Raw genomic sequence first — 25,766 nt, 5'->3', positions numbered from 1 at the left:
GGCAAAATGTCTCAAATAGCAAGCTTAGAGTGAAACTAGATTTCCTAGTCTACTCATCGCTCCAGTTATCTGATTCATTATCATTTTCAATCGGGCGATAATCCACATATTCAGCAGAAGAAACCGATTCTTCGTTGCGAGGACGGCGAGGTGATTCTTGCCCAGGTGAACGAGAACGTTTAGGTTTAGCTACATCCGTGGAGGGATTAGTAGAGCGGGAAGGGCTATTATTACGAGTGCGCCGTCTGGAGTCGGGTATGGGTTCATCGCCATAATTGTCGCCGTAAGCATTGCCATAAAATGAGTCAGGCGCATCAACAGGCTCACTAGGAGGGCGCGAAGGACGACGGCGGGAGCGATCGCTGTTTGCAGGGCTAGACCGGTCTGAACTAGGACGACTATTGGGACGACGGCGAGCGCCTTCCTCATACTCATCGCGGCTAGGTTGGGCATCGCGTGTGCCCCGAATGCGGCGAGTGCTTGAGCGATCATCTAAGGTATCCAAATCGTCCAATTCTGCCCGATAGGTTCGACTAACCGAACGTTCTTCATCCACAATGGGTGCAGTTCGGCGGGCTTGCTCTGTGGCTACACCCCGGAGTCGTACACTTTCGACGGCAAAAAAGACAGCAGACCCAGTGAGCAAGAACTGTCCAAATTGCAGAATAGGATCTTGTCGCCACCCTTGAAAGAAGAGAATGCCGCCACAAAGTAGAGCAACCGCCGCAAAAAAGATATCGTGGTCACGAGCCAGTTTGGGACGCATGGAGCGCAGAAAGTACAGAGCTAAGCCTGATGCAGCCAGCGTCACCCCCAAAACACTGCTCCAATTCAGCCCTACGTTTACCATCGAAAACCTCTCCTAAGTACATCCTATGTTAGCTATCTACGCCCAAAATTTTCAATAAACTGGGGCGGTCTGTCATACTCTCAGTTCAATAGTTCAATTTAGCACTTCAGTTTAAAAATGCTTGACAGACATACAGCTTGAATCAAGGCTTCAATGGATTAAAAAATCTGGGAGAATAAGCCTCAAATGATTGCCAAAGGCTCTGAATCAAACAGTTTTCCGGTAATCAGTCAAGGCTTAATCGGGAGTTAAATGAGCGATCGCATCTATTAAAATCGCCATTTAGAAGCGCTGAACCTTATCTTTTTGGCTAATAAACAGCAGTGCCACAGTTGCAGGAATCAGAATAACCACTGCGCCAGCCAGTAAGCTCAACAGAAAATTTGTTAGTGAAGAAGTCATGGGATGCCTCGATTTATTATTACAACGCTTTATTGCTTATTTTAATGGTCTGCTACACGCTTGAGAAGCGGTTTATCAATTGTTTATTGCTAGAGCGATCGCAAGCCGCCGTTTTTTCACCCTCAAACACCAGAATACTCGGGAATCCCGTTAAGATCAGATAATCTCACTCCCATCCATAACTATTTGATCTCATGACGGCTGCTGCTCTGACTTCCTTAATTTTGGGTCCCATTCTGGCACTGATGATATTCTTATTCATCTTTCGGATCGTGTTGACTTGGTATCCTCAAGTAAACTTAAATCGATTTCCACTCAATGCGGTTAATGCGCTAACGGAACCGCTACTGGCACCATCTCGCAAAATCGTCTCTCCCATTGGTGGCGTAGATATTACGCCCATCCTTTGGGTGGGAATTTTTAGCCTAATTCGAGAAATCTTGTTAGGACAACAAGGGCTATTGACGATGATGAATCAGATTGGCTAGTCATTGTTTACTCATCATCACCTGCTCCACAAAATTGGTATAGACATCACCCTGTTGAAATTCGGGGGTTTCAAGAATGCGCTGATGGAAGTTAATCGTAGTGGGCAGCCCAGTGATGGCGCATTCTCGTAGGGCACGACGCATCCGGCGAATAGCAGCCGGGCGATCGCTGCCCCAGACAATGATTTTGCCAATCAGTGAATCGTAATAGGGCGGAATTTCATAATCGGTGTAAACGTGGGAATCCATTCGCACGCCAGGACCGCTCGGCGGTAGGTAGCCACTGATTCGTCCGGGATGAGGGCGAAAATTTTGATCGGGATCTTCCGCATTAATCCGACATTCGATCGCGTGTCCGTGTAATCTGACTTGATCTTGAGTCAAACTGAGGCGTTCCCCTTGGGCAATGCGAATTTGTTCCGCAATTAAATCTAACCCAGTGATCATCTCAGTTACCGGATGCTCTACCTGAATGCGAGTATTCATTTCCATAAAGTAGAAGTTACCCGATTGATCGAGCAAAAACTCCACCGTTCCCGCACCCACATAATTAATCGACTTAGCCGCTAAAATAGCCGCATCGCCCATCTTTTGCCGCAGTTCTGGGGTTAGAGCCGTGCTAGGCGCTTCTTCCAATAGCTTTTGGTGTCGGCGCTGAATGGAGCATTCCCGTTCGCCCAGATGGATCACGTTGCCATAGGTGTCTGCCAAAATTTGAAACTCAATATGGCGGGGCTTTTGGACAAATTTTTCGACATAAACCCCAGAGTTGCCAAAGGCGGCTTCTGCTTCCCCTTGAGCCGCCGCAAATAAGGCACTCAGTTCACTATCTTCCTTCACGAGCCGCATTCCGCGTCCACCGCCCCCGGCGGTCGCTTTGATCAACACGGGGTATCCCATTGTGCGGGCGATCGCTCGTGCTTCCGCTTCATCTAGCACCAGCCCTTCGCTGCCCGGAACCGTGGGCACTCCCACCGCTTGCATTGTTTTCTTGGCGGTTGATTTATCGCCCATTGATCGTATCGACTCAGGAGACGGACCAATAAAGGCGATTTGATGATCGGCGCAGATTTCGGCAAAGCGGGCGTTTTCTGCCAGAAAACCATAACCGGGATGAATTGCCGTGGCGTTGCGGGTGAGCGCGGCGGCGATGATGTTGGGAATATTCAAGTAGCTTTTAATGCTGGCAGGTTCGCCAATGCAAACCGCCTCATCTGCCAATTGGACATGCAGCGAATGGCGATCGATCGTAGAATGAACCGCAACCGTGGCAATCCCTAGTTCCTCACAGGTGCGGAGAATTCGCAGAGCGATCTCACCTCGATTCGCGATTAAAATTTTTGAAAATTGCATCTTTTATAGTCGTTGATTCCGTAATCAGTAGAATAGACGGTTCTGGAGACAGGCTGAAAGGATGTAGGCAATCAAGTTTGTCGGGCATTGCTGAATGTAAATATGATTTGCCCTTCTTTCCAACCCTTCTCCTTGGGCAGAAGGAAGCTAGAATTCTTGTCACCTCGCCCGTTGAGAGAGGGCTAGGGTATGGCTTGCTTCTCGGAGAGTGGGCAATTTAAGAATTCATAGACTGATTCAGCAACGCCGTTTGTCGAAAAGGGAATAGCATTCAGAGTTGACGTTGAACGATTCTCACTCCTTCATCTTTTCATCTCTCGATCGCTTCTGACCATCGCAGCTACATCCATTCTGAAGATGCATCAGGATGGGTTGAGCAAGTCCGCCCCAAAGCGGCGTGTTAACGTTAGCAGTCCGAAGCGCGTTTGCTGTCCAAGAGTTGCAGGTGTTGAGCATGGAGTAATAGCCAGTGGCAGCGTAGAAACTGCTTTGCTGATCTTGACCACTGCCCAGGCGTTGTTTTTGCCCGTGTCGATCGCTTTGAAAAGAGCGATCGATGAAGGACATCATCGCTAAATAATCTGTTCTGCTCAAGCGTACACATTTCAACTCTTCGTTAGGCGGATGGGGAATGGTGGCATGACCTTTAACAAACAGTGCCGTGGAGTTTTGCCAAAAAAACAGGGCGCGCAACGCTTCTAACGGGTTAACTTGATCCCAATTGGGCGTTTCCATATAAAAACGGCGATCGCCCCAGCCGAATTGTACATAGCGATCGCCCATCGAGAATTCACCCGCTAAGCCCGAATTGCGCCCTGTCCAGTCATATATCGCTGTTTGAGTGGGAACAAACAAGTTGGTGTGAAATCCATCGCTAGAGAGGTAAACGGTGAATTCGCAAGGTTCCCGCTGGTTAAAACTCCATTTGCGCGGGGTTAGGACTGCGATCGCCAAGGCGAAGCTGCCCGCCAAAGCACCCGCTCCCAAATAAACGAGTCCTTTGCGTAAAATATCTTTACAGTTCATGTCGATACTCAGATGCTATCGCTACCCTAGCATCGTTGTGGGAACGGCAAAGGATGACCCACTATTTGCCCTTAATCCGATCGCCTTTTACGAAAAGAGGCTTACCATAAAACTATTCTTGCTGCCGAGCAAATAACGGCAGATCTTTCGCCTATGTGGAATCCTTGGTTAGTGCTGGGATCGATCGCTTTTGCGGCAAGCTTTAGCATCAACCTGCTGATGAGCCGCGATTGGAGCAGTGCGATTGTGGCAGGTTCAACGGGGCTAGCGATCTCCTGGGGAACTGCCGCCACCGTCAATTGGTATCGTAATCATGCGATCGACAGCCGCATTGCCGCGCTTAAACAGCAAATCCGCGGATTACAGCACCATCGAGCCGCCGAACAGCAAGTTCTGTTGGAACTAGAAGCGGAACAAGATCGGGTGGCGCGATCGCTTGCCGTCATGCAGGGTAACTTAGAAGCGCGTCAAACCGAAATGCCATTTGCCAGAGAGGTTAGCTGGAATTTGATGCCAACCAATGCGGTTGAATCGCCCTTGTATCCGCCGGAAGAAATGGCAGTTTCCAGTTCTATAAAAGCCGCAGAAACCGAGTTGCAGCAGTTTTTAGCCGAAGCAACTGCAACCAAGCAAAAAATTACTGCCAGTTTGAATAATTTACAGACCGAACTGAACCAGCTAAACGCCCAAACAGCGGAGAATCGCCAATTTCGTGATCAGTTGGTGCAAGAAATTAATCACCTGTCGCAGCAAAAACAAACCCTAGTTGCCGACACTCAACGACTACAGGCAGATATCACCGACTTAGAACAGTGCCGAACTGAACTAGATCACTATATTTCCTATGTGGAAACGAAAAAACAAGAGCTAGAGGCTGGTGCGAATCCGCTGCAAAAAGCGTTGAAGCAGCTACAAACTCAAGTGACTGCTCTACAAACTGAATTGCAGCAGCTAGACACTCAAGTCAGCGATCGCCTGCATGAGAAAGAGACGCTTGATCAGACCATCGCTTCACTTAGACAACAGCAGCAGCAGCAACAGCAACAACAGGCTCAGGACAGGCTGCAAGACCATACGACCACCGATATGATTCAAACGCCTGATACCCAAAAAGTCGCTGAGTCCCCCAAATCCCTCTCCGCCAAAAATAAAAATCGATCTAAGATAACGCCGCAGCTTGATAGTCCCATTCCTGGGAAAGCGGCTGCGCTTCCTCAGCCTAAAGATCCATTGCAAACGCCAGAAAGCGACGCGGCTGATCTCTCTGCCCCGTGGACGAACTTCAGGGCGCAGCTTTTAAACTATGAGTTTGAGGCGTTGAGAGCGATCGCCCAAGAAAGTAACCCACTGCGAACCCTCAACGCGATCGCTGAGGAAAACTTCACCAGCCTGGATGAACTGCTAGAGTCGATCAACCGTCAATCTCAGGACATTATTGGTAAATCGGTAGTCAACACCCGCTCTGGCTTTGCGCCGCCTGCGATCGCCCGCGAACACCAAAAAACGATCAAAAAGATGATTGCAGCCCACGACGATTTAACCGAGTAGCTGGTTTCAAGTTTCAGGTTTCGGGTTTCAGGTTTCGGGTTTCAGGTTTCAACTCCGAACATCAAACTCTTACAAAACCCCTTCCTGTTCCAAATCTTCAATTAGCTGCAACCCACGCGGATCGCCAACTCGTAGCAAAGAGGCTCTGGCATCTTCCCTTACGCCTAGATCTTCATCTTCCACAATGGTCTCGAGCAAGGCATCGATCGCCGTTGCGTACACCACATTCGATGGCAACTCGCGGCACAGTAACCCCACCGACCAAGCGCAGTTACTTCGCACCGCAGCAACGGGATCAAGGCGCATCGCCTCAATCAAGGGTGGAATAGCAGAAATCACCGATTCATAATCCACAGATGCCATTTGTGCCAGCGAACTCGCTGCCCACAGCCGCACTGCCGAAATATCGGTCTTTAAGGCATCAATTAGAGTTGGCAAAGCGCGGCGATCGCGACAGTTGCCTAACGCCCACACTGCACCCTTTCGCACATAGCCATTCCAATCACTATTGCACTGTGCCAGCAGCGGCTCCACTGCATCGTGACTCGGATTGCGTCCTAACCCATAGGCAGCACTCACCCGCACCAACGGACAGCTATCTTGGAGCAGTCGAATGAGATGGGGAACTGCTCGTTCATCTTGAAGATCACAAAATGCGCGGGCTGCTAGCATTCGTTGATTGGGTTCTGCCGATTCCAATAAGCGCAACATTTCTTCTGGATCAAGCTCTGGCGCTGATGCATCCAGCGGCTCTAGCTTATCCAGTGGGCTTTCTAGCTCATCCTCTGCTAGGAGAGTCAATTCATCGTCTTCGTCATACATAGACTAACTTTAGCAGGGTGAAGGCTTTTAACAGAAACCTCTTCAACGATCGCGTTCACTTATCTTAGGTGCTGAATCACGGGGATGCCATCTTGAAAGACTAGCAATTCGCCCGGCGGAATAGTCGTCCAAATTTCATTGTCGGTCAGCGGGGTGGTGGCGATAATGGCAACGCGATCGCTAGGACGGGTGAGTTCTTGAAAATCTACGGTGACATCTTCATCAATTAAGTGGGCAGCGGCAAAGGGCGATCGCCGGACAATGTAGCAAAGCTTGGTGGTGCAATGGGCAAAAAAGTGTTCTCCATCCGACAGCAAATAGTTGAAAATTCCGGCGGTGGCAAGAACTTGAGTGATGCTGTTCAATACGGGATAAAGCTGATCGAGGGGCGGTTTTTCCATAGGGAAGTGTTGCCGCAAAGACTCCAGGATCATGCAAAATGCCTGCTCACTGTCAGTTTGCCCCACAGGACGGTAGTAAGTTCCCGGCTGATATACCAAATCATCCAAATTGCCGTTGTGAGCAAATGCCCAATAGCGACCCCATAGTTCTCGCTGAAAGGGATGGCAGTTTTCTAGGGCAATGCCGCCGTGGGTTGCTTTGCGAATGTGGGCGATCACATGCTTGGATTTGATTGGGTAGTGTTGGACTAACTCGGCAACAGGCGATGCGATCGAAGGTTTTTCATCCAAAAAGATCCGACAGCCCAACCCTTCAAAAAAGGCAATGCCCCAGCCATCGCGGTGTTCATCCGTTTTGCCGCCCCGTGCTGCAAATCCTTCAAATGAAAAGCAGATGTCGGTCGGTACATTGCAGTTCATCCCCAGCAGTTGGCACATAGTCAAGCAAGTTGATACATCAGAAAAATCCAGTGATGGGTGCGATCGCAAAATGTCGTTGAAGCTTTTGGATGCCGCGATCGCCCAATCATTGCTAATTGCCTACAATCCGCAGGCGTTGGGTCACCATGGTAATGCCATCATGGCGAACCACCACAGCCGATAGCCAGTGTTGCTCTGAGTTAGTGGGCGCTTTACCCACTTTGAAAATGCCGCCTGAGTTCAGCGGTTCTAGATTAATAGTAGTGGCATTCAGGTAGCCTTCGGGCTTGATGGTTTCTTCTAATGCGCTTCCGAGCAGCAAATCATCGCCCAAAGGCTCTTGAACGATCGCGTCGAAGCTAAACTCTTGACCACGCTTGACCTGGCTTGGCAAGTTGATCTTGATCGTGGGCGGATTGCTGCCGCTGGTAATTTGGCTGCGTTCATTGGTAATTTCTTGACGAACTACCTTCTGGTTCTCAATCCGTTGACGTGACTCTAGTGTGGAGTCAAGCGTATAGTCGCGATCGCCTTCTTGAAAAGTGCCAGTGATCCGGGTGATCGTATCCGCCACAATGCCATTGCCCTCGTTTTTCCAAGATTTCAACTCAGTCTGATAGCTCAGCTTTGGATACCGCTTCCAGAGCGAACTGAGCGACTGCTGTAAGGTTTGGCGATTTAATCCATCAGTGCTAGAAAAGTTTGATCCATGCAAATCAAGCACTGTATTGAGATTACGAGCGTTAGTCGCCGCATCCATTTGAGTTAAGAGCGTGGTCAATTGAGCGGGCGCACTGCTAGGAGGATTTTGTGCTTGGGCAGTTAAGGGCAGCACCGTACTCAACAATGAGGTAGCTAAGCCAACCGTAATCATCAAACCCCGCCCACGCTTTTTAACTTGAGAGGACACGACATCAGATCCAGATAAGGCAACAGTAGAAGCGGGGCGATCGCGAAAACGAGGGTACATAAAATTTTAAATGTGACAAATCTTAGGGACTAGCCTACTGAGAGTCAGCAGATTAGGGTCAAACATTATCTTAAGTTAACCTTAGGGCTATTGTAATAAATGGATTTACCGGAAATCCTGTACTCTAAATGCTTTATTAAAGAACGCTGTGCCCCATCCTTTACCTCAACCATCAACCCAACGCCTGCTGATTGCGGCAAGCGGCACAGGTGGACATGTGTTTCCCGCGATCGCCGTTGCCGAGAAGCTTTCCGACTATGAGATTGAATGGTTGGGGGTGCCCGATCGCCTGGAAAAGCAGTTGGTTCCGGCTAAATATCCGTTGCATTTAGTCGATGTGGAAGGATTTCAAACAAAAGGATTGGCAACAGTCAAGGTATTGGTGAAATTTGCGCGATCTCTGTGGCAAGTGCGCCAACTGCTGCAACAAGGTCGCTTTGATGGCGTGTTTACTACCGGGGGATACATTGCTGCTCCCGCCGTGATTGCTGCCCGTTCTTTGGGGATTCCCGTGGTGCTGCATGAGTCGAATGCGCTGCCTGGAAAAGTTACCCGATTTCTTAGCCCTTGGTGCAGTGTGGTGGCGATCGGATTTGAGGCAGCTAAGACCCATTTACCCCGCGCTCAGCACTGTGTTTATGTCGGTACACCCGTCCGCGCTCAGTTTTTGCAAAATCCACCGCCTCTCTTAACCGACTTAATCATTCCGCCAGAAGCCCCGCTGTTGGTCATTGTGGGCGGCAGTCAGGGAGCCGTTGCGGTCAATAACTTGATTCGAGACTGCGCCCCTACTTGGCTAGAAGTCGGGATTTGGATTGTGCATCAAACGGGCGACAATGACCCCAATGCCCAAAGCTTGCAGCATCCCCACTATTTCCCGTTGCCGTTTTATAGCAACATGGCAGGGCTGTTTCATCGGGCAAACCTGGTGATTAGTCGGTCTGGGGCTGGCACCTTAACAGAACTGGCGATCGCCCACACCCCTTCTCTGCTAATTCCCTATCCCTTTGCCGCAGACGCTCATCAAACCTACAATGCCACCGTGTTCGCCAATGCTGGAGCCGCCAAATTATTTCAGCAAAAAGCCCTGACTGCTCAGGCTCTGACCGCCGAAGTGCTGAATCTGCTAGATACCACTCCTAGCAGTGTCCAAGCCTTGAACCAAATGGCGACTCAAACCGCCAGCCTTGCCGTTCCCGATAGCGCTGATCGGATGGCAGCTTTAATTCGAGAGGTAAGTTAGTGGCTATGCGGCACAGGTGAATAGATCAACATCTGCTTTCAAGCCGCAGTTGACAGTCAGACGATAGTACTTATATACTAAATCCGGCTTGCCAAACCTGCTGCTCTCACCCCAAACTCTCTCCTGCTCGGAGAGGATGAATCGAACTTTATTCTCCCCTAAGGGACAGGACATAGCGTGTTTCCCAGAGAGTGGGGGTTATGTCTTTATGAGGCAAGTATATTAGCGATCAAACATTAGGAGGAAAATTGATGAGCCTAACGTTTTATTACGTCCCCATGTCCACATCGAGCGTCACTGAAGCCGTTCTTGCAGAGCTTGGTACACCCTGCGATCGCGTGAAGCTAGACATCAGCGCAGGCGACACTAAAAAGCCGGAGTTCCTCAAGATCAACCCGAATGGAAGGGTTCCCGCGATCGTCCATGAAGGAATCCCGATCTGGGAGTCGTCCGCCATCACGATGTATCTCGGCGAGATCTTCGGCGTGGATGCCCAGCTTTACCCCGAATCGGGACCAAAACGCGGCGAAGCGATGAAGTGGATCACCTGGAGCAACGTCTCGCTTGCCGAAGCAGGTGGACGATTGTCTGCATCGCTGCCGTCTAATAGTGAAGGAGCAGTTCAAGCCAACTCGCTGGACTGGGTGCCCCCCGATCAGCGCAGCACGATCGCAGCGGAAAAGGCAAAGGCAGACCTCGCCCTATGCCTCAAAATTCTTGACGGCGGACTGGAGGGAAAATCGTTCTTGCTCGGCGACTACAGCCTCGCAGACACACATCTACAAGGCTTTGTTGGCTGGATTAGCTCAATGGAAGTCGATCTGATCCCGTTTCCCAATGTTATGGGGTGGTTACAGCGCTGTAGCGAACGTCCGGCGATCGCAAAGCTGATGGCAAGCTGATGCACCCCATTAGTTTTCACACTCCCCAGAGTTGCAAATTTCTAGGGAGTCTTATTGCCTTAGAGAACGTAAGAGATGTAATCTACGACGACCGTGTTTACTTGATCAATCAGCACGACATTAGAGCCGACGACCACTAGGTCGTAATAGGTCGGTAGATTAATGTAGGTGTTGACTTGCTTAGGCAGGGGCACCAGTTTTTTAGCAATGCCGGGAGGTAAACCCTTCCCGCGCAGCAGTTGCTTTTGAATTCCAGGGGGCAGCGATCGCCCTTGATTGACAATTTGAGTCCGCAGCGAATTGCTCACCAAATAGTTGCAGCTACTACAGTTTCCCCGCATCAAATCAACCAGCACTGTGCGCTGACTGGTGGTAAAGCTTTGTACCTGCGTTTGCCGAACACGGCGAATGGCACCGTTATAAGCAACCACAACTCTGGGGTTAATCTTGTAAACCGTCACCACACTTTCAATTGTCTTGGTCGTTAATCCAGGGCGACCACCGAGGAAGGTAAACGTCCAGGAATCATTATTCTCCACATAGGGGGATCGGTTGGCAGGTCCATGCATTGAGTCCTCGGCACGATAAACTCGGATACCACCATTGGCTGATTCTGCCGCTTGACGAGCAAGATTTTTAGCTCGGCTCAAGTCAATCCGAACTTCCCGCCTATCGTCATCGCGATCATACTTCTGCCCTTTCTTATCATCCTTGTCCTCTTTTTTTGCCAACAGCGATCGCTGAGTGCTGGTGATCTTGCTGGTAGAGCCGTCCGATTTACTGGTTAGAGACGTTAGGGTGAGTGCATTTGCAGCTATGGGCATCCCTGTAAGCAGAATGAGACTGGATACAGCCAGCAGTCGCTTACTCAAATACGCAGGTGAATAGAGCATCAAATTTCAGTCTCCTTGTAAGTTATGGATCGAATCGTCTAGTCTTTACACTTTTTCCATACTGATAAGGTTCCCTATTGCCCGCGCTCTTGACCTCAGCTTCACAAATGTGAGGTAAAGTATCTGATTAGAAGCGTCTTTTACCTGATTGAGTTCTCCACAAACTCTTCTCTACACTCCGCACTCACTTCTTGCCCTTTTTCTTAAAACACTATTCAGTTAGATGCAATTGGGGGGCACAGTTCCGCATAATAACCATTAGCACTACTCGATAATTCTGAGAGCCAATGAATGGTTAGTTCTGGTTTACCGAAGTCAAAAAGTCGCCTACTAAACTGGTGGGATTCGCTGACACCGATGTCGCGAATGTTGGCGATCACCCTTGCTGCACCGCTTGCTGTGTTAAATGCCTGGGCATTTTCGTCTATTTTTAGCTACTTTCAATCGTTGATGGTGGTGCTGATTGTGGCATCCCTGGTAGCGTTTATTTTGAACTATCCCGTTTATTGGCTGCAAGAAAAGGGCGTGCAGCGAACTCAAGCGGCGATCGTGGTGTTTTTAGGGGCGCTCGTCGTGTTGGTTGTGTTGGGTGTAACGCTATTACCGTTGGCGATCGCCCAAGCTCAACAACTGGTCACTCGTTTACCGGAATGGTTTGACTCAGGACAGCGCCAACTCGTCATGCTGGATGATCAGCTAGGCACCATGGGCTTGCCCGTTAGCCTGGATGGGGTAATTTTGCAGTTGAACGATCGCCTCAAAAGTCAACTTCAAGGCATCGCTGGCAGTGCATTGAACTTGACCCTCGATCTGGCAGTATTTACCGTTGCCAAGCTGATCGATGTCTTGCTAACCGTTATCTCTACGTTTTATCTGTTGCAGCATGGTGATGAAGTTTGGGAAAACATTATTGGGTGGCTGCCAGCCCGTATTCAGCAGCCGTTTTCTAAAACCCTGCGGCTCAGTTTTCAAAACTATTTTTTGGGGCAAATCATTTCCTCGACTTGCATGGCGGTGGGCTTAATTTCCAGTTTCCTGGTGCTAAAAGTGCCCTTTGGGCTGCTGTTTGGCTTAACGATTGGGTTAATGGCGCTGGTGCCCTTTGGGGGTTCCGCTGGCATTGCTTTGGTCACCTTGCTGGTGGGATTGCGAGATATCGGGATGGCGTTTCAGGTGCTGTCAGTGGCGTTGATCGTGCAGCAAATTGTGGAAAATGGGATCGCACCCAGGGTCTTAGGGAGCGTCACCGGGCTAAATCCCTTTTGGGTGTTTGTCTCGATTTTGACGGGTGCGCGGGTCGGCGGATTTTTGGGGGTCGTGGTGGCAGTGCCGATGGCAGTTTTGATTAAAGAGGCGTTGGCATCGATTCGCGCAACTCGTAAGGGCGACCCACTGCTCAGCAGTGAGATAACCCACCGATCCACGACCATAGAATCGCGCATTTCATCCGATGAGTTGATTGACGCAAAGAAAGAGAAAGTGCCGGGTGAAGTTTAATTGACCCCTTGGCTACTGTGGCTGCGAGGATCAGTTTTGCTTGCCTGAGCAGGAGAAACGGGCACAGAATAGGCGGAGGTTTGTCCTGAAGCTTGAGCGTAGGGTAGCGGATTATTTTCGGTGAGGGCAATCAAATTTGCGGTCATTACCGAGCGCGGCTGTTCGCCGATCGCCTCTGCAATCTTTGCACCTGCGTCATTCAAAAACACAAAATGAGGAATGCCATCGACGCGATATTGCAACACCTCTGGCAACCATTTGGTATTGTCTACATTGAGCATGACAAAGTTGAGGCGATCGCCATATTCTTGCTTGAGGGCTTGCAGATCCGCTGCCATGGCTTGACAACTGGTACACCAATTCGCATAAAACTCCATTAGCGTGGGCTTGCCGTTACTTAACGCAACCTCTAAAGGAATCGCCTCTTCTGCCATGGCGCTTAGCATTCCCGGTGCCGTTTCGGTTTTGAAGCCTAGAAAAATAGACACGCTCAGGGCGATCGCCACCAACGCGATCACAAAATTTCGCAGCCGAATTGCTGAAGTCACTTCAGAAGCTTGACTGGCAGCAGATGGCGAGGCATCGGGTACAGAGTTAGAAGAATTCCCAGTCATGCTCAATCTCTAGAAAGACAACTGTCTTCCAGTGTACTCTTCCCTCCACTCCTCCACTCCTCCGCCCCTCTAAGCCTCCCTCCCTTCACCTAAGCCGGATCGCAGCGAATCTCGACCAAAAAGCCATCGGGGTCGTAGAAGTACACCCCTTGACCTGTAGGGCGGCTAACGGGGCCATGGGCGATCGCCACTTGATTTTGCCGCAGCACGTTCACAGCCTGGTCAAACAACGACGGCTCAATCTCAAACGCCAAATGATTGGCACGGGTAAACTGCTGCTCAGGATCGGGGTTGGGCGGCAGCAACTCCGGTTCCCAAAACAAATCCAACACCGTGCCATCGGGGGTGATGAAGTTTGCCACTTTTCCCTGGTCTACCAACTCTTTCAACGTCGCAGGCACTTCTGCCCCCGTCAACTCGTGCAGTCCCAGCAACGTCCCATAAAATTGTCGAGATGCAAGCATATCGCGGACATTCAGCGCAATGTGATGGACTCGTTGCAGGGTTCCCTGGGCTAAAACACAAGTGGATGATGGAGTAGCTAACATAGGGGCGATCGCAGTAACAGGTTTGATAGGGTTATAGCAAATCCAGCGAGAGTCATGCAGCCGTGAAAATTATCAGCGTCAAAGTCAAGCCCAATGCCAAGCAGCAGCGCGTGATGCAGGCAGAAGACGGCAGTTTCACGGTGCATCTGAAATCGCCGCCCGTGGATGGTAAAGCCAACGCGGAACTGATTCAGCTATTGGCAAAAACCTTTGGGGTGCCCAAGTCGGCAATTCGGATTAAAACCGGGGCATCCTCCAAAAGCAAGCTCGTGGAAGTCGATCAGGAATAACTTTTCCCATTTTGTAGTTTATGAAGATTAGAATCTGGAAAATACTGGCTCGTCGCTCTTTCCTCGGTTGAAACCATAGTGTCATTGGCAGATATTCAAAAATTCTTTATAGAAAGATGGGACTTTTTAGTCGCGATCGCCCTCGTTGTTGGGGCAACTGGGATTTTGGGAAGTTTGTGGAAATGGCATAAAACCCGGCAACAGCAGCAGCGCCAGCGCCAAATCCCTTCCGGGGATTTTCCCTTTGAAGTGATTTTGCCTCACAGTCCAGCAGTCGTGAAACACCTGATGCCTGCTCAAGGCGTAAATGACACTGATCCGCTGGCAGATTACAACATTCCTTATCTTGATCGCCAGCCCGGTAAAAGCGTTCGTCGAGAACTGGAGTTGGCGTTTGATGAGCAGCCCTGGGTAATTATTTTGGGGCGCACCGGGCTAGGCAAAACACGGGAGGCGGCTCACCTGGCAGAGTTGCTGAATAGCGCAGGCTGGACTGTGCTGAAGCTAAAGGAACAGGCTGGAGAATGGCTAGATGAACTGCGGCAATTTCCCACCGATAAAATTAGCCCGAATGATAAGCTGCTGTTTTTCCTGGATGATCTTAACCCTTGGTTTTGCCGAGGCAATTTTAGAGAAATTCATAAAGAAGCAGAAGACACCAGCCAGCCTTTGCGCGTTCCGGTGCAAGAACGCCTGTCACGTACCCTGGAATTTTTTGAACGGGAATGTCGGGCAGAAGTGCGCGTGATTGCCACCGCGCGAAATGAAACCGTCATTGCCGAAAATGATCCGACGCAGACTAGCGAACTTGCCAAGCTCCAGTTTGAGCGCTACCCAAAATTTTGGCAGCGGTTCTATCGCTACGAGTTGACACCCCCAGAAGATGACACCATCACTCGATTGCTGACCGACCGGGTGCCCGTTGCCCAAGTGCAGGCAAAAACAGCAGATTTTGACAAGATAGCGCAGCGCAATGACGGCACCTTTCGCAATATCATCGAAAACCTGCGGACGGCTCGAAATCGAGGAATTGTGCTGAGTGCTGAAACCTTACCTGAAACCTTGGATCGCACCTGGCGCAAACGCTACAAGGATGCCATCAAACGCTATCCCACAGCGGTTCATGTTTATGATGCCATTGCCCTGTTACGCACCCTCAATCTTTCACTCCATCCTGCTTTGGTTGAGGCAACCGCTCGACTGTTCATTTCTCAAAAAAGGCTGGGCTGGTTCTGGCAAGCATGGCAAACGCGGCAAGCTCTCCACTATTTGATTCATGCAGAGCAGATTCTATCCCCTAGAGATGGGCAAATTGAGACACGGCAAAAGCCTGTTGATGTCCACCACTATGCTGATTCAGTATTAATCCTTTTAGGCAAGCTTGGCAGGGTTTACACCACTCAGCAACTTGCCCAAGAGTTTTTGAGGTGCGGCAATGCGCTGTATGCCTTAGGGCGCTATGAGGAGGCAATCATCGCCTACGACCACGTGATCGCGATTAAATTGGACTTCTACTATGTCTTCGCCTTTAAGGGCTTGGCGCTGTTAGCTTTAGGGCGCTATGAGGAGGCAATCAGCGCCTTTGACCACGAGATTGCGCTTCAACCGGACGACCCCGAAGTCTTCACCATCAAAGGCATTACGCTGCGGGATTTAGGGCGCTATCAGGAGGCAATCATCGCCTACGACCACGCGATCGCGCTTCAACCGAATGACCCTGATCCCTTCGCTTTCAAAGGCATTGCGTTGTCGTATTTAGGGCGCTATGAAGAGGCAATTATCGCCTATGACCACGCGATCGCGCTTCAACCGGACTACCCCCAAGCCTTCTACAACAAAGGCTTGGCGCTGTTAGCTTTAGGGCGCTATAAGGAGGCAATCAGCACCTACGACCACGCGATCTCGCTTCAACCAGACAACCCCAAAGCCTTCTACGACAAAGGCTTGGCGCTGTTAGCTTTAGGGCGCTATAAGGAGGCAATCAGCACCTACGACCATGCGATAGCGCTTCAACCGGACGACCCCAAAGTCTTCGCTATCAAAGGCACTACCCTGAGGATTTTAGGGCGCTATGAGGAAGCAATCAGCGCCTTTGACCAGGAGATCGTGATTAAATCGGACGACCCCGAAGGCTTCTACCACAAGGCGTGCTGTTACGCAGGTTGGGGCAAGCTGGAGGAAGCTATTGAAACTTTGCAAAGAGCGATTAAATTGAATCCAGAATATAGAGAGATGGCAAAGATGGATGCTGATTTTGATGGCATTCGCCAGGATGCTCGATTTCAGGCGTTGGTTGAGGAGTGAGGCACGAGACGTTAGACCGTCATTTTGAGCCAGCTAAAGATATCTGAGGCGGTCAGGTCTAGGGGAATGGTGGGCAATACGGTCACGCGATCGCTGCCTTGAATGAGCACTGGCGATTGGTCAGACAAAAATAACCAGGCGATCGCCCATCGCTATCAGGATTTAGAGATCTGGGGCTGCTTTTGAAGGCACCAAATAAATCAACCCGGAGATTAGCGTCAGGGCTACCGAGAGCCAAAAGGCAATCTGCGCCCAAGTCTGCCACTCTGAAGGAAGCGGTGCAATCAGTAGGGCGATCGCGCCAATTTGGCTGACGGTTTTCAGCTTGCCCCAACTATTGGCACCCGAAATTTCTGTACTCCTTTGTAAAGCAGGCGTGACCCGCCATCCGGCGATCGTCAACTCCCGTGCCAAAATCAAAAACACTCCCCAAGCAGGCACTTGTCCTAGTTCTACCAAAGCTAGCAGGGGCGCTAAAACCAAGAGCTTGTCTACTAATGGATCAAGAAATTTTCCAAGCTCTGTCACCTGATTCAGTTTGCGCGCCACGTAACCATCGACCCAATCGGTGCCAGCCCCCAACAAAAAAATGCCCAACACAATCCAGCGTGAAGTGTTCGTCGGTTGCGCCAGTCCATACAAAATGGGGGGCACGGCGAAGAGGCGAGAGACAGTAATCCAGGTTGGCAAGTTCATTGAGCGAGTGGCAAATGGCGAATGGCGAGGGGAAACAAGATGATGCGATCCCTTTTCCTGATCACTTGATCAATGTATTCCAAAAGTAATCCGCGACCGCGCTGTTTTTTTCTTTCTGCATCTCTTGGGCTGGATTTAATAAGACTGAGCGCTGTTGCAAAGGGCGACGCAAAAAGCCCTCAGTGCCAGCGCGGCGGGCGACTCGATTAGGAATGCCGTCTCCATATAGCACATGTCCCTGTCCTACCAATACCACTATCAGCGTGTCTGGGCGTTTTTGTAGGGTGGAGGCAATCCGATCTGCCATGGTTTCATCCCACAACACTTGCGCCAAGAAAAATTTCTCAAAGCTGGCGCTGTTGCCGCTGCCTGCATGAATCTCGTCATAGATTTGGCGAATACGATCGCGGTAGGCTGCGGGTTCTAATCGAATGGCAGATTTCGGTGGAATCCACTGTTTCTCTGCCAGGGTTAAGCTATCTAGCCCAGTGCGGGACACTTTTCGAGTGATTTCCGTGGGCGTGTTGAGTGCCACCACGGGCAGGTTTTTCTCCTTGGCAAATCTCAAAATCGGCGCATAAAACTCCCAGGGGTAGCCCCAACGTTTTTGATATTGGGTTTGGATTTGCAGGTCTGCTTCGGATAAATCTCCGGCTAAGTAGCGATCGATAGCTGATTGATAAGGACGTTGAAACATCTCCAACGCGATCGCCAAATTGGGGCGTAATCGATGCAACTCCTGAAGAATGTAAAGCTGTGCTTGATGATCCTCTGGGCGATCGTGGGTTTCTGCCAAATACACGACTTCGGCTTTAGCCAAATCTTGCAAAACGTTCGCCGCCGATTCAACCTGTTGATTGGAACGATAAATTACAGGTTTCAAACTGGCTTCTAAGTGGAATGCATCCGCGCGATCGCCCGGAATCCATAGCAAGAAAAGACTAGCGATGAATGCCGATACAGTGGTTACTGGCTGGATGGTCATAGTTTGTTCAATTCTGTGATTAGGCTGGAATGCGATCGCTCTAGCCAAAACGTCTCTCCCGCTAATCTTATTCATATCTACATCGCTTTGACCCAGCCAAACGATCCGAATGCCAAATTGCTCAGATATGCTTGAGATGAAAAAGAAATGAAATAGAAACTAACTAGGTTATTGATATTGGCAGGACTGTGGTTCAAGCAGCGTCGGAGCGTTTTTATCAGTTTTTTATTATTTGAATTTTTACGTCTCACACCATGTCAGGGAAACTACCACTCGCCAATTTGAGGTTGAGGATGTCGGATAGTCAAGATTTCTTTCAAGAAGCAAGCGATCGCGCTGAGTTGATTGAGAAGCTGCTTGAGATCGGAACAGCGCTCTCCAGTACCGACGATTTGGGCGAAGTACTCAGCTTAATCTTGACGAAATGTCGGGAAATTACTTGTAGTGATGCAGGCAGTGTGTACCTAATCGATCATTCGGCTGGTATTCCAAGTTTACTCTTTAAGGTTGCTCAAAACTTTTCTAGCCCCAATACCTCTTTTCAAGAATTTGCTATGCCAATGACTCAAAAGAGTTTGGCTGGCTATGTTGCTATCACTGGAAATACCTTAAATTTGTTCGATGCTTACGAAACGCCACTCGACGCGCCTTACCAACTCGATCGCAGTTTTGACCAAAGCATTCACTATCGAACGCGATCGGTATTGGTTCTACCCATGCAAAATCAGCGCGGCGACACTATTGGAGTGTTGCAACTGATTAATCGCAAAACCTCTGCAGATGTAGTAGTAACCCCTGAGAATGCGCTCACCGTGACGCAGCCCTACTCAAAGTGGGAAGAGCGCGTTTTAAAATCCTTGGCGAGTCAAGCGGCTATTTCGCTGGAACGCAATCAGCTACATCAAAGCATCGAAAATTTATTTGAAGGGTTTGTCAAAGCGTCCGTTCAGGTTATTGAAGCTCGTGATCCCTGCACCTCTGGTCACTCTGAACGAGTCGCAGATCTAACTGTTCGCCTTAGTCAGGAAGTGAGCGCGGTATCGTCTGGACTGCTGGCACCGATTGCGTTCGATCGCCACCAAATTCAAGAAGTTCGCTATGCTGCCCTGCTGCATGATTTTGGCAAAGTGGGCGTGCCAGAAGCCATTTTGGTCAAAGCAAAAAAGCTCTACCCCTTGCAGCTAGAAGTGGTCAAACATCGGTTTGCGTTGGCTCAACGAACCTTGGAAATGGATTGTGCCCAAGCCAAATATCGCCATTTGATTGAACACCCTAGTCATCTCAGCCGACATTCCGACCCGACCGATTCTGATTGCGTGCATTGTCAGGAGTTGGAGCGGCTAGATGCTCAATCGGTGGATGAGATCGCTCGACTAAACCATTATTGGGACATCCTTCTAGAAGCTAATGAACCCCGCATTTTGGCAGAAGAACCGCTGCTACAACTAAAGGAATTAGCTCAGTACACCTACCGAGACGTGGATGGACTGGCAAAGCCACTGGTCACTCCAGAAGAACTGGAACAACTCTTGGTGCGTCGAGGTAATCTCACAGAACTGGAGCGCGAGGCAATTGAATCTCACGTCACCCATACCTACGAATTCCTCAGGCGCATTCCGTGGACTAAAGAACTGCAAGGAGTGCCTCTAATCGCATACGGACATCACGAAAAACTGGATGGATCAGGCTATCCCAGAGGTTTAGATGAAGATAAAATTCCGGTTCAGTCTCAAATTATGGCGATCGCTGACATTTACGATGCACTCACGGCGGGCGATCGTCCCTATAAACGCAGCCTAGCCATTCCATCTGCCATCCAAATTTTGAAACAAGAAGCCGAACATCACAAACTCAATACCGAGCTAGTTTTATTATTCGAGCATCGCCGTGTATTTTCCGTCCTAGGACACCACTTAACTCCTTAACCCCTCTGATAAGCTCATTGCTCATCTTGCCAGAGAAATTTTTAATTATGAGACTTTCAGTAAAATGTACTGTAGATTACAAAAACTCTAAAAATCAGAGCATAATCTAGACTAGGCTAACGAATACGGAATGCAATTTGAGTTTCCATCTGCTAATCTAATTAGTCATAGGTCAGTCATTAGCCACCCTATGTTGGTGTGAGGAGAAAAAATGTCAAAAAATTTGTCGAAAACCTTGTTAGTTTTTCCAGCACTTCTAGGTGCTTTCATCGCAGTTGCAGCCCCCGCCGTTGCCACCGAAAAGGTTGCTCCTTCCGAAGAAGCTACAGTACCTAGCTCAGCATTGGGTTTAACGGAACAAAACATTGCTCAAGCTCTGCCTGCTGCACCTATTGCTCAAGCATTGCCTACTGCAACGGTCGCCCAAGCTCTGCCTGCTGCAAATAGCGCCAGTGCTTCTGATACAGCGTCTCTTGAACAAATCAATCGCTACGTGCGCGAAGGTCGTTCCAATCAACTGGGTCAGGTCACCTCAGTTTCTCAACTAACTGATGTTCGCCCTACGGATTGGGCGTTTCAAGCCTTACAGTCTCTTGTTGAGCGCTACGGCTGCATCGTAGGCTATCCCGACAAAACCTTCCGAGGTAACCGTGCAACGACTCGGTTTGAATTTGCTGCTGGCTTGAACGCCTGCCTAGACAAAATTCAAGAGTTGATTGCCGCTGCGACAGCAGACTTTGTTAAAAAAGAAGACTTGGAAGTCGTTAAGCGTCTCCAAGAAGAATTTGCAGTTGAGCTTGCTGCTCTACGCGGTCGCGTTGAATCGTTGGAGGTTCGCACCGCAACTTTAGAGAAACAGCAGTTCTCCACAACCACGAAACTATCCGGCGAAGCCATTTTCGCAGTCAGTGATGAGTTTGCTCAACCCGGCAGAAACGAAACTGTCTTCCAAAATCGGGTTCGCTTACTCCTTTCCAGCAGCTTTTCGGGTAAAGACAAGTTAGTGGTTCGGCTGGCTGCCGGAAACGCTGATCCTTTCAGAACGTTTGATCTAGCTGGCAATGCAACAGGGAACATTCTAGAAGGATTTCAGCAGTTTAACTTCGCCAGCACTGGCGGCAACCGTGTTGTTGCTGATTGGATTGCTTATTACTTCCCCATCGGTGAAAACATTCAGGTTTACTTACCTGCGTATGCCGGTCTTCACTATGACTACATGCCCACCCATGCGGGCTACTTTGAGGACTACGACGGCGGTAACGGCGGTCTTTCCTACTTCGCTTCCCGCAACCCTATCTATGGCGTTGGTGGCGGTTCTGGTGCTGGTGTTACCCTTGGCGCTGGCAAAGTAATCTCTCTCAGTGCTGGCTACTTGGCTGATAATGGAATCGGTGGTAGTACTCTTGGTGCTAATAATCCAGCCGCTGGTAATGGCTTGTTTAATGGTAGTTATAGTGCCATGGCGCAACTTAACTTCACACCCAATGAAAAACTATCAATCGGTTTAGCGTATGTCAACGCTTTCCGCAAAGGGGATGTGTTTGATGGTGGCGGTGGTTTGGCGGCGAACGGTACGAGCCTTGCAAACTTCCAGGATGCTGGTATTTTGGGTAGAGAAGCTGGCAGGGTCGTGAATGGTGGCGGTATTTCTGGAGTCTTTAAGCTGAGCAACAAGATTGCCATCAACGCTTGGGGTTCTTACTTCGACATTGACGCATTGCGTGATGGTCGCAGTGGGCGCGAGGTTTGGAGCTATGCTTTGGGTCTTTCGTTCCCTGACTTTGGTAAGCCTGGTAACCTGTTGGGCGTGTTGGCAGGTACGCCTCCTTACGCAGGTGGGATTGGCAATATCCCCATTCACGTTGAAGGGTTTTACCGCGTTCGCTTGACCGACAATATCTCAGTTACACCGGGTGTCATTTGGGTGATTGACCCAGGTCAAAACCGATCTGGCACTGATACCTTGATTGGAACCGTGAGAACAACCTTCACGTTCTAAGCTACTTTCATTTTCCTCACGTCTTATGTTTAGCGAATTCTGCAATCAGAATTCCTAACAATAACAAGCCCTGCTTAGTAGCAGGGCTTTTCTTTTATGCGCTTGTTACCTTTGTAATGGATGATATTATTCCTCTAAGTGGATGGTTTTTAGTGACCTAATCGGGTTATCGAGTAGATGGAAGTGTGCGTATATATACGGCTTTAATCTGAAGTTAGGTTAAATCTGTTAAGTAAATTATGTATCTTTCCGAAACTCCTCAGCTATCTCTATCAGATGGCTGTTACTTCAGCAACAGCAACCACAAACAGTTGACAGAGGAAGGGCAAGCAGATCATGAATCTAGCCGATCGTTCATACCTACCGATCAAGATTCTTTATCTCAGCCAGATCGCAAACATTCTAAATGTGACTCTTGCTTAGAACCCTGTTGGCAAACCACAAGCAACTCTACAAGTCGTTGCTTGGTTGCATGTTGGCAACTAGAAAAGACAAGTGCAGAACTCTAGGGGTTGCGTCATGCTAGTACCTAGATTGATAGAATTAAGGCTGGATTATTTTGATTAACCTATGACGTTTGCGATCAGCGGCTTATTTTTTCCTCACTATCCTTTTTTGATGAGTGTCTTACCGGGTTTAGATACACTGCTGTCTACTCAAGGCATTATGGTCGGTCTGCTTGCAGCCTATGCAGGTGCAATGTGGATGTTTTTGACGAGCGCCCCTAAGGTTCATACGGTGATGGTGTCGGACTTGGAGCTAGCTCGGCGACTGTATGAAGGAATGCTGGAGTTGCCTGCGGCAGATGTTCCATTACACTATTATTACAACTATGAGCAATCCTTAGGCACCGCTATGATTGATCCTATTTATGCTGCGCCGGGAATGGGGCGATCGGCGGTTGGAACAACAGGGTTAACGGATGGGTTGTGGTATCAGTTGAAAAAAAATACTCAATTACATATTGTTTCTGGGGCGAGTTTAGGAGACAAAAATCGCCAGCGCCATGTATCGTTTGATCGCGATTGTTTGGAGCAGGTGTTGCTGCGAGTGCAAATGCGCGGTTTGAAATATAAGATTCGGCACGAGAAGCCCCTAAATTTTTTGATTAAAGACTACGAAGGCAACGTGATCGAAATGGCAGAAGTCTCTAATTAAATGCTTTAGAACACTCATGGGAATCGCGATCGACTTTGGGACCAGCAACACAGTGATTGCTAGGTGGAACCGAGCTACTCAGCAGCCTGAAACTATTACTCTTCCAGGAATTTCTTGGAAAACGGCGCAAAACCCATCCTTAATTCCTAGCTTGGTCTATGTGGAAGATGCGATTCAGGGCAAGGTGGTGATTGGGCAGGCCGTGCGCGATCGCGCCTTAGACTTAGTGAGCGATCGCCGTTTTTTTCGCAACTTTAAACGCGGCATTGGCTCACCAATTCAGGGTTTCTTGCCAGAACTGGATGGGCAAGCGATTCGGTTTGAGCAATTAGGACAATGGTTTTTGGTGGATGTGATTCGACAACTTAAAGCCAGCGATCCTGAAGTGGCTGAGTCTGTGGTTTTTACCGTACCAGTGGATAGCTTTGAAGCCTATCGCCTGTGGTTAGGTCAAGTGGGTGAAGTATTGCAGCTTGACCAGGTGCGGATGATAGATGAACCAACGGCGGCAGCACTAGGCTATGGGTTGGGCGATCGCGAAACCTTGCTAGTGGTCGATTTTGGCGGCGGCACTCTGGATCTATCGCTTGTCCAATTAGACGGTACTCAGGCTAGTGCAAAGCCTTTGGGCTTTATTTTGAAATGGGGACAAAAATCGTTTGCCGAACAATCAGGGCAACGACCCAAAATTGCCAGAGTGTTGGCAAAAGCAGGACAAAATTTAGGCGGTTCCGACATCGACAATTGGGTAGCCGATTATTTTGCAGAATCTCAAGGATTAGCAATTAGTCCATTAACTACTCGCTTAGCAGAACGTTTGAAAATCCAGCTTTCTCTACAGCCTCAAGCCCAAGAGGTTCATTTTAACGATGAAACCTTTGATAGCTATGATCTGCAACTAACTCGATCGCAGTTTGAACAGATTTTGGCGCAGCATCAATTTTTCGATCGCTTAAATGACTGCATGACCCAGGTTTTACAGCAGGCACGGCGGCAGGGCTTGGAGGGAAAGGATATTGATGCCGTGTTATTGGTGGGCGGAACAGCACAAATTCCAGCAGTGCAAACCTGGGTGCAGCAATACTTTGATGTCAGTAAGATTCGGTGTGAAAAACCGTTTGAAGCGATCGCGCAAGGGGCACTGCAACTGAGCCAAGGCGTGGAGATCAAGGATTTTCTCTACCACAGCTATGGCATTCGCTTTTGGGATCGGCGCAACAACTGTCATAGCTGGCATCCGATTATCAAAGCCGGACAAGCTTATCCCATGGAAACCCCAGCGGAAATTATCTTAGGCGCATCGGTCAACAGCCAGCCCAGCATTGAGCTAGTCGTGGGAGAACTAGGATCAGACGCGGCTCAAACGGAAATTTATTTTGATGGCGATCGCCTAATTACCCGCCGTCTTAATAGCAGCCAAACCCAAGTGCAGCCGTTGAACGATCGCGATAGTGCCCGTAGTATTGCCCAACTTGATCCACCTGGAAACCCAGGGCGCGATCGCATCAAAGTTCAGTTTCGCATTGATGACCAGCGCTTCCTCCGAATCACCGTCGAAGATTTGCTGGCGCTTCGCACTTTGGTAGACAATCAACCTGTCGTCCAACTGAGCTAATTCAGTCTGTTAAAGTGACTATATTGGACGGAGAACACTATGGCTCAACCTGTCATCACTCCCACATCTCCCCCCCGCTCGGAAGTCACACCTACCACTACAGATATTGTCTTCCCGCCTGGTAATTTGTGGAGCAACGAACCTAACTTGGAAAGTGATCTGCATCGTGACCAAATTGATCTGCTAATCCGCTTAATTAAATGGTACTGGCGGGAGCGAAACGATTTCTACGCCACCGGAAATTTAACTGTCTACTATAGCCCCAATCAAAAGAAATCAGAAGATTTCCGTGGTCCAGATTTCTTTGTTGCGCTAGGAGCCGAGAAGAAAGATCGCAGAAGTTGGGCAGTGTGGGAAGAAAACGGCAAGTATCCAAACGTTATCATCGAACTCCTTTCAGACTCTATTGCTTCAGTAGATCGGGGTGAAAAAAAATCCATTTATCAAGATACTTGGCGCGTCCCAGACTATTTCTGGTTTCATCCAGATACCCTTGAGTTTCAAGGCTTTCACTTGGTAGAAGGTGAATATCAACCCTTAGAACTGACTCCTCAAGGTTGGCTGTGGAGTGCCCAGCTAGACTTATATTTAGGGGTAGATAATCGGATACTACGATTCTTTACCCCAGACGGTCGGCTAGTGCCTTTGCCCGAAAGCGACGCAGCGCAACGGGCAGAGCAAGCGCAACAGCAGCTTGAGGAAAAGCGCCAGAAGCGATCGCAACTCCTCGAAAAGCTGCGATCGCTCACCCCTGAACAGTTGAACGCTCTTGATATCTCGTTGGATGATGAATAAGCCGCGATCGTATTTTTACTAA

The 25,766-nt window shown here is 49.3% G+C and carries 25 protein-coding genes; 12 read left to right on the top strand and 13 right to left on the bottom strand.

Going from position 1 to position 25,766, the window contains the following annotated elements; all coding sequences use genetic code 11:
• Window positions 1-49: 49 nt before the first annotated feature.
• Together AC1S5B_RS04500 and psbX are read right to left on the bottom strand one after the other, a co-directional pair.
• A complete protein-coding gene (locus tag AC1S5B_RS04500; protein ID WP_482034506.1) occupies window positions 50-850 on the bottom strand; it encodes a Ycf66 family protein in 801 nt (266 codons plus the stop codon).
• 282 nt (window positions 851-1,132) lie between these two features.
• Window positions 1,133-1,252: a photosystem II reaction center protein PsbX gene (psbX, locus tag AC1S5B_RS04495; RefSeq protein ID WP_458650824.1), complete on the bottom strand. Its 120-nt coding sequence runs from the start codon at window positions 1,250-1,252 to the stop codon at window positions 1,133-1,135.
• Between the two features lie 194 nt (window positions 1,253-1,446).
• Here psbX and AC1S5B_RS04490 point away from each other — a divergent pair, with 194 nt between their 5' ends.
• Window positions 1,447-1,740, top strand: coding sequence for a YggT family protein (locus AC1S5B_RS04490; protein ID WP_482034505.1), 294 nt, complete (start codon window positions 1,447-1,449; stop codon window positions 1,738-1,740).
• On the opposite strand, the gene accC is transcribed toward AC1S5B_RS04490, so the two are convergent.
• Window positions 1,741-3,093 (bottom strand): acetyl-CoA carboxylase biotin carboxylase subunit, encoded by a 1,353-nt coding sequence (gene accC / locus AC1S5B_RS04485; RefSeq protein WP_482034504.1) that lies wholly within the window; start codon window positions 3,091-3,093, stop codon window positions 1,741-1,743.
• Window positions 3,094-3,387: 294 nt separating this feature from the next.
• Window positions 3,388-4,119, bottom strand: coding sequence for a DUF2459 domain-containing protein (locus AC1S5B_RS04480; protein ID WP_482034503.1), 732 nt, complete (start codon window positions 4,117-4,119; stop codon window positions 3,388-3,390).
• 153 nt (window positions 4,120-4,272) lie between these two features.
• Here AC1S5B_RS04480 and AC1S5B_RS04475 point away from each other — a divergent pair, with 153 nt between their 5' ends.
• A complete protein-coding gene (locus AC1S5B_RS04475) occupies window positions 4,273-5,667 on the top strand; it encodes a hypothetical protein (protein ID WP_482034502.1) in 1,395 nt (464 codons plus the stop codon).
• Window positions 5,668-5,736: 69 nt separating this feature from the next.
• On the opposite strand, the gene AC1S5B_RS04470 is transcribed toward AC1S5B_RS04475, so the two are convergent.
• From AC1S5B_RS04470 to AC1S5B_RS04460, 3 genes are all read right to left on the bottom strand, one after another.
• A complete protein-coding gene (locus tag AC1S5B_RS04470; RefSeq protein WP_482034501.1) occupies window positions 5,737-6,489 on the bottom strand; it encodes a HEAT repeat domain-containing protein in 753 nt (250 codons plus the stop codon).
• 59 nt (window positions 6,490-6,548) lie between these two features.
• Entirely contained in the window at window positions 6,549-7,328 is a 780-nt protein-coding gene (locus tag AC1S5B_RS04465; protein WP_482034500.1) for a class II glutamine amidotransferase, read from the bottom strand.
• Window positions 7,329-7,422: 94 nt separating this feature from the next.
• Entirely contained in the window at window positions 7,423-8,280 is an 858-nt protein-coding gene (locus AC1S5B_RS04460) for a nuclear transport factor 2 family protein (RefSeq protein WP_482034499.1), read from the bottom strand.
• 148 nt (window positions 8,281-8,428) lie between these two features.
• Between AC1S5B_RS04460 and murG the strand changes: the two genes are divergently transcribed.
• Window positions 8,429-9,523, top strand: a complete 1,095-nt coding sequence (gene murG, locus AC1S5B_RS04455; protein ID WP_482034498.1) for an undecaprenyldiphospho-muramoylpentapeptide beta-N-acetylglucosaminyltransferase — start codon at window positions 8,429-8,431, stop codon at window positions 9,521-9,523.
• Window positions 9,524-9,526: 3 nt separating this feature from the next.
• Here the strand turns inward: murG and AC1S5B_RS04450 are convergent, their stop codons facing one another.
• A complete protein-coding gene (locus AC1S5B_RS04450) occupies window positions 9,527-9,697 on the bottom strand; it encodes a hypothetical protein (RefSeq protein WP_482034497.1) in 171 nt (56 codons plus the stop codon).
• A gap of 77 nt (window positions 9,698-9,774) precedes the next feature.
• On the opposite strand from AC1S5B_RS04450, the gene AC1S5B_RS04445 reads away from it, so the two are divergent.
• Window positions 9,775-10,425 carry a glutathione S-transferase family protein gene (locus tag AC1S5B_RS04445; protein ID WP_482034496.1) on the top strand — a complete coding sequence of 217 codons (651 nt, stop codon included), beginning with the start codon at window positions 9,775-9,777 and terminating at the stop codon, window positions 10,423-10,425.
• 59 nt (window positions 10,426-10,484) lie between these two features.
• Here AC1S5B_RS04445 and AC1S5B_RS04440 read toward each other — a convergent pair whose 3' ends face one another.
• Complete coding sequence (locus AC1S5B_RS04440; protein WP_482034495.1) at window positions 10,485-11,318, bottom strand: hypothetical protein; 834 nt, start codon at window positions 11,316-11,318, stop codon at window positions 10,485-10,487.
• Between the two features lie 291 nt (window positions 11,319-11,609).
• On the opposite strand from AC1S5B_RS04440, the gene AC1S5B_RS04435 reads away from it, so the two are divergent.
• Window positions 11,610-12,815 carry an AI-2E family transporter gene (locus AC1S5B_RS04435; RefSeq protein ID WP_482034494.1) on the top strand — a complete coding sequence of 402 codons (1,206 nt, stop codon included), beginning with the start codon at window positions 11,610-11,612 and terminating at the stop codon, window positions 12,813-12,815.
• Here the strand turns inward: AC1S5B_RS04435 and AC1S5B_RS04430 are convergent.
• A complete protein-coding gene (locus tag AC1S5B_RS04430) occupies window positions 12,812-13,429 on the bottom strand; it encodes a thioredoxin family protein (RefSeq protein ID WP_482034493.1) in 618 nt (205 codons plus the stop codon). The genes AC1S5B_RS04435 and AC1S5B_RS04430 overlap by 4 nt on opposite strands.
• Before the next feature lie 89 nt (window positions 13,430-13,518).
• The gene (locus AC1S5B_RS04425; protein ID WP_482034492.1) at window positions 13,519-13,977 is read right to left on the bottom strand and encodes a VOC family protein; all 459 of its coding nucleotides are present in this window, start codon (window positions 13,975-13,977) and stop codon (window positions 13,519-13,521) included.
• 62 nt (window positions 13,978-14,039) lie between these two features.
• On the opposite strand from AC1S5B_RS04425, the gene AC1S5B_RS04420 reads away from it, so the two are divergent.
• On the top strand, window positions 14,040-14,267 hold the full coding sequence (locus tag AC1S5B_RS04420; RefSeq protein ID WP_482034491.1) for a DUF167 domain-containing protein: 228 nt from the start codon (window positions 14,040-14,042) through the stop codon (window positions 14,265-14,267).
• 78 nt (window positions 14,268-14,345) lie between these two features.
• Window positions 14,346-16,571 carry a tetratricopeptide repeat protein gene (locus AC1S5B_RS04415; protein WP_482034490.1) on the top strand — a complete coding sequence of 742 codons (2,226 nt, stop codon included), beginning with the start codon at window positions 14,346-14,348 and terminating at the stop codon, window positions 16,569-16,571.
• A 162-nt stretch (window positions 16,572-16,733) separates the two neighbouring features.
• Here AC1S5B_RS04415 and pgsA read toward each other — a convergent pair whose 3' ends face one another.
• Entirely contained in the window at window positions 16,734-17,267 is a 534-nt protein-coding gene (pgsA, locus tag AC1S5B_RS04410) for a CDP-diacylglycerol--glycerol-3-phosphate 3-phosphatidyltransferase (protein ID WP_482034489.1), read from the bottom strand.
• A 61-nt stretch (window positions 17,268-17,328) separates the two neighbouring features.
• A complete protein-coding gene (locus AC1S5B_RS04405; protein ID WP_482034488.1) occupies window positions 17,329-18,327 on the bottom strand; it encodes a ChaN family lipoprotein in 999 nt (332 codons plus the stop codon).
• Window positions 18,328-18,545: 218 nt separating this feature from the next.
• On the opposite strand from AC1S5B_RS04405, the gene AC1S5B_RS04400 reads away from it, so the two are divergent.
• From AC1S5B_RS04400 to AC1S5B_RS04380, 5 genes are all read left to right on the top strand, one after another.
• A complete protein-coding gene (locus AC1S5B_RS04400; protein WP_482034487.1) occupies window positions 18,546-20,177 on the top strand; it encodes an HD-GYP domain-containing protein in 1,632 nt (543 codons plus the stop codon).
• Between the two features lie 211 nt (window positions 20,178-20,388).
• Window positions 20,389-22,176 carry an iron uptake porin gene (locus tag AC1S5B_RS04395; protein WP_482034486.1) on the top strand — a complete coding sequence of 596 codons (1,788 nt, stop codon included), beginning with the start codon at window positions 20,389-20,391 and terminating at the stop codon, window positions 22,174-22,176.
• A 570-nt stretch (window positions 22,177-22,746) separates the two neighbouring features.
• Window positions 22,747-23,334 carry a VOC family protein gene (locus tag AC1S5B_RS04390; RefSeq protein ID WP_482034485.1) on the top strand — a complete coding sequence of 196 codons (588 nt, stop codon included), beginning with the start codon at window positions 22,747-22,749 and terminating at the stop codon, window positions 23,332-23,334.
• 52 nt (window positions 23,335-23,386) lie between these two features.
• The gene (locus tag AC1S5B_RS04385) at window positions 23,387-24,949 is read left to right on the top strand and encodes an Hsp70 family protein (RefSeq protein ID WP_482034484.1); all 1,563 of its coding nucleotides are present in this window, start codon (window positions 23,387-23,389) and stop codon (window positions 24,947-24,949) included.
• A gap of 39 nt (window positions 24,950-24,988) precedes the next feature.
• Complete coding sequence (locus tag AC1S5B_RS04380) at window positions 24,989-25,744, top strand: Uma2 family endonuclease (RefSeq protein ID WP_482034483.1); 756 nt, start codon at window positions 24,989-24,991, stop codon at window positions 25,742-25,744.
• The last annotated feature ends 22 nt before the right edge of the window (window positions 25,745-25,766 follow it).

The sequence above is a fragment of the Leptolyngbya sp. CALU 1928 genome (genome assembly GCF_056784215.1).
Note: the sequence above shows the minus strand (reverse complement) of the source record. Positions and strands in the feature narration are given on the sequence as shown.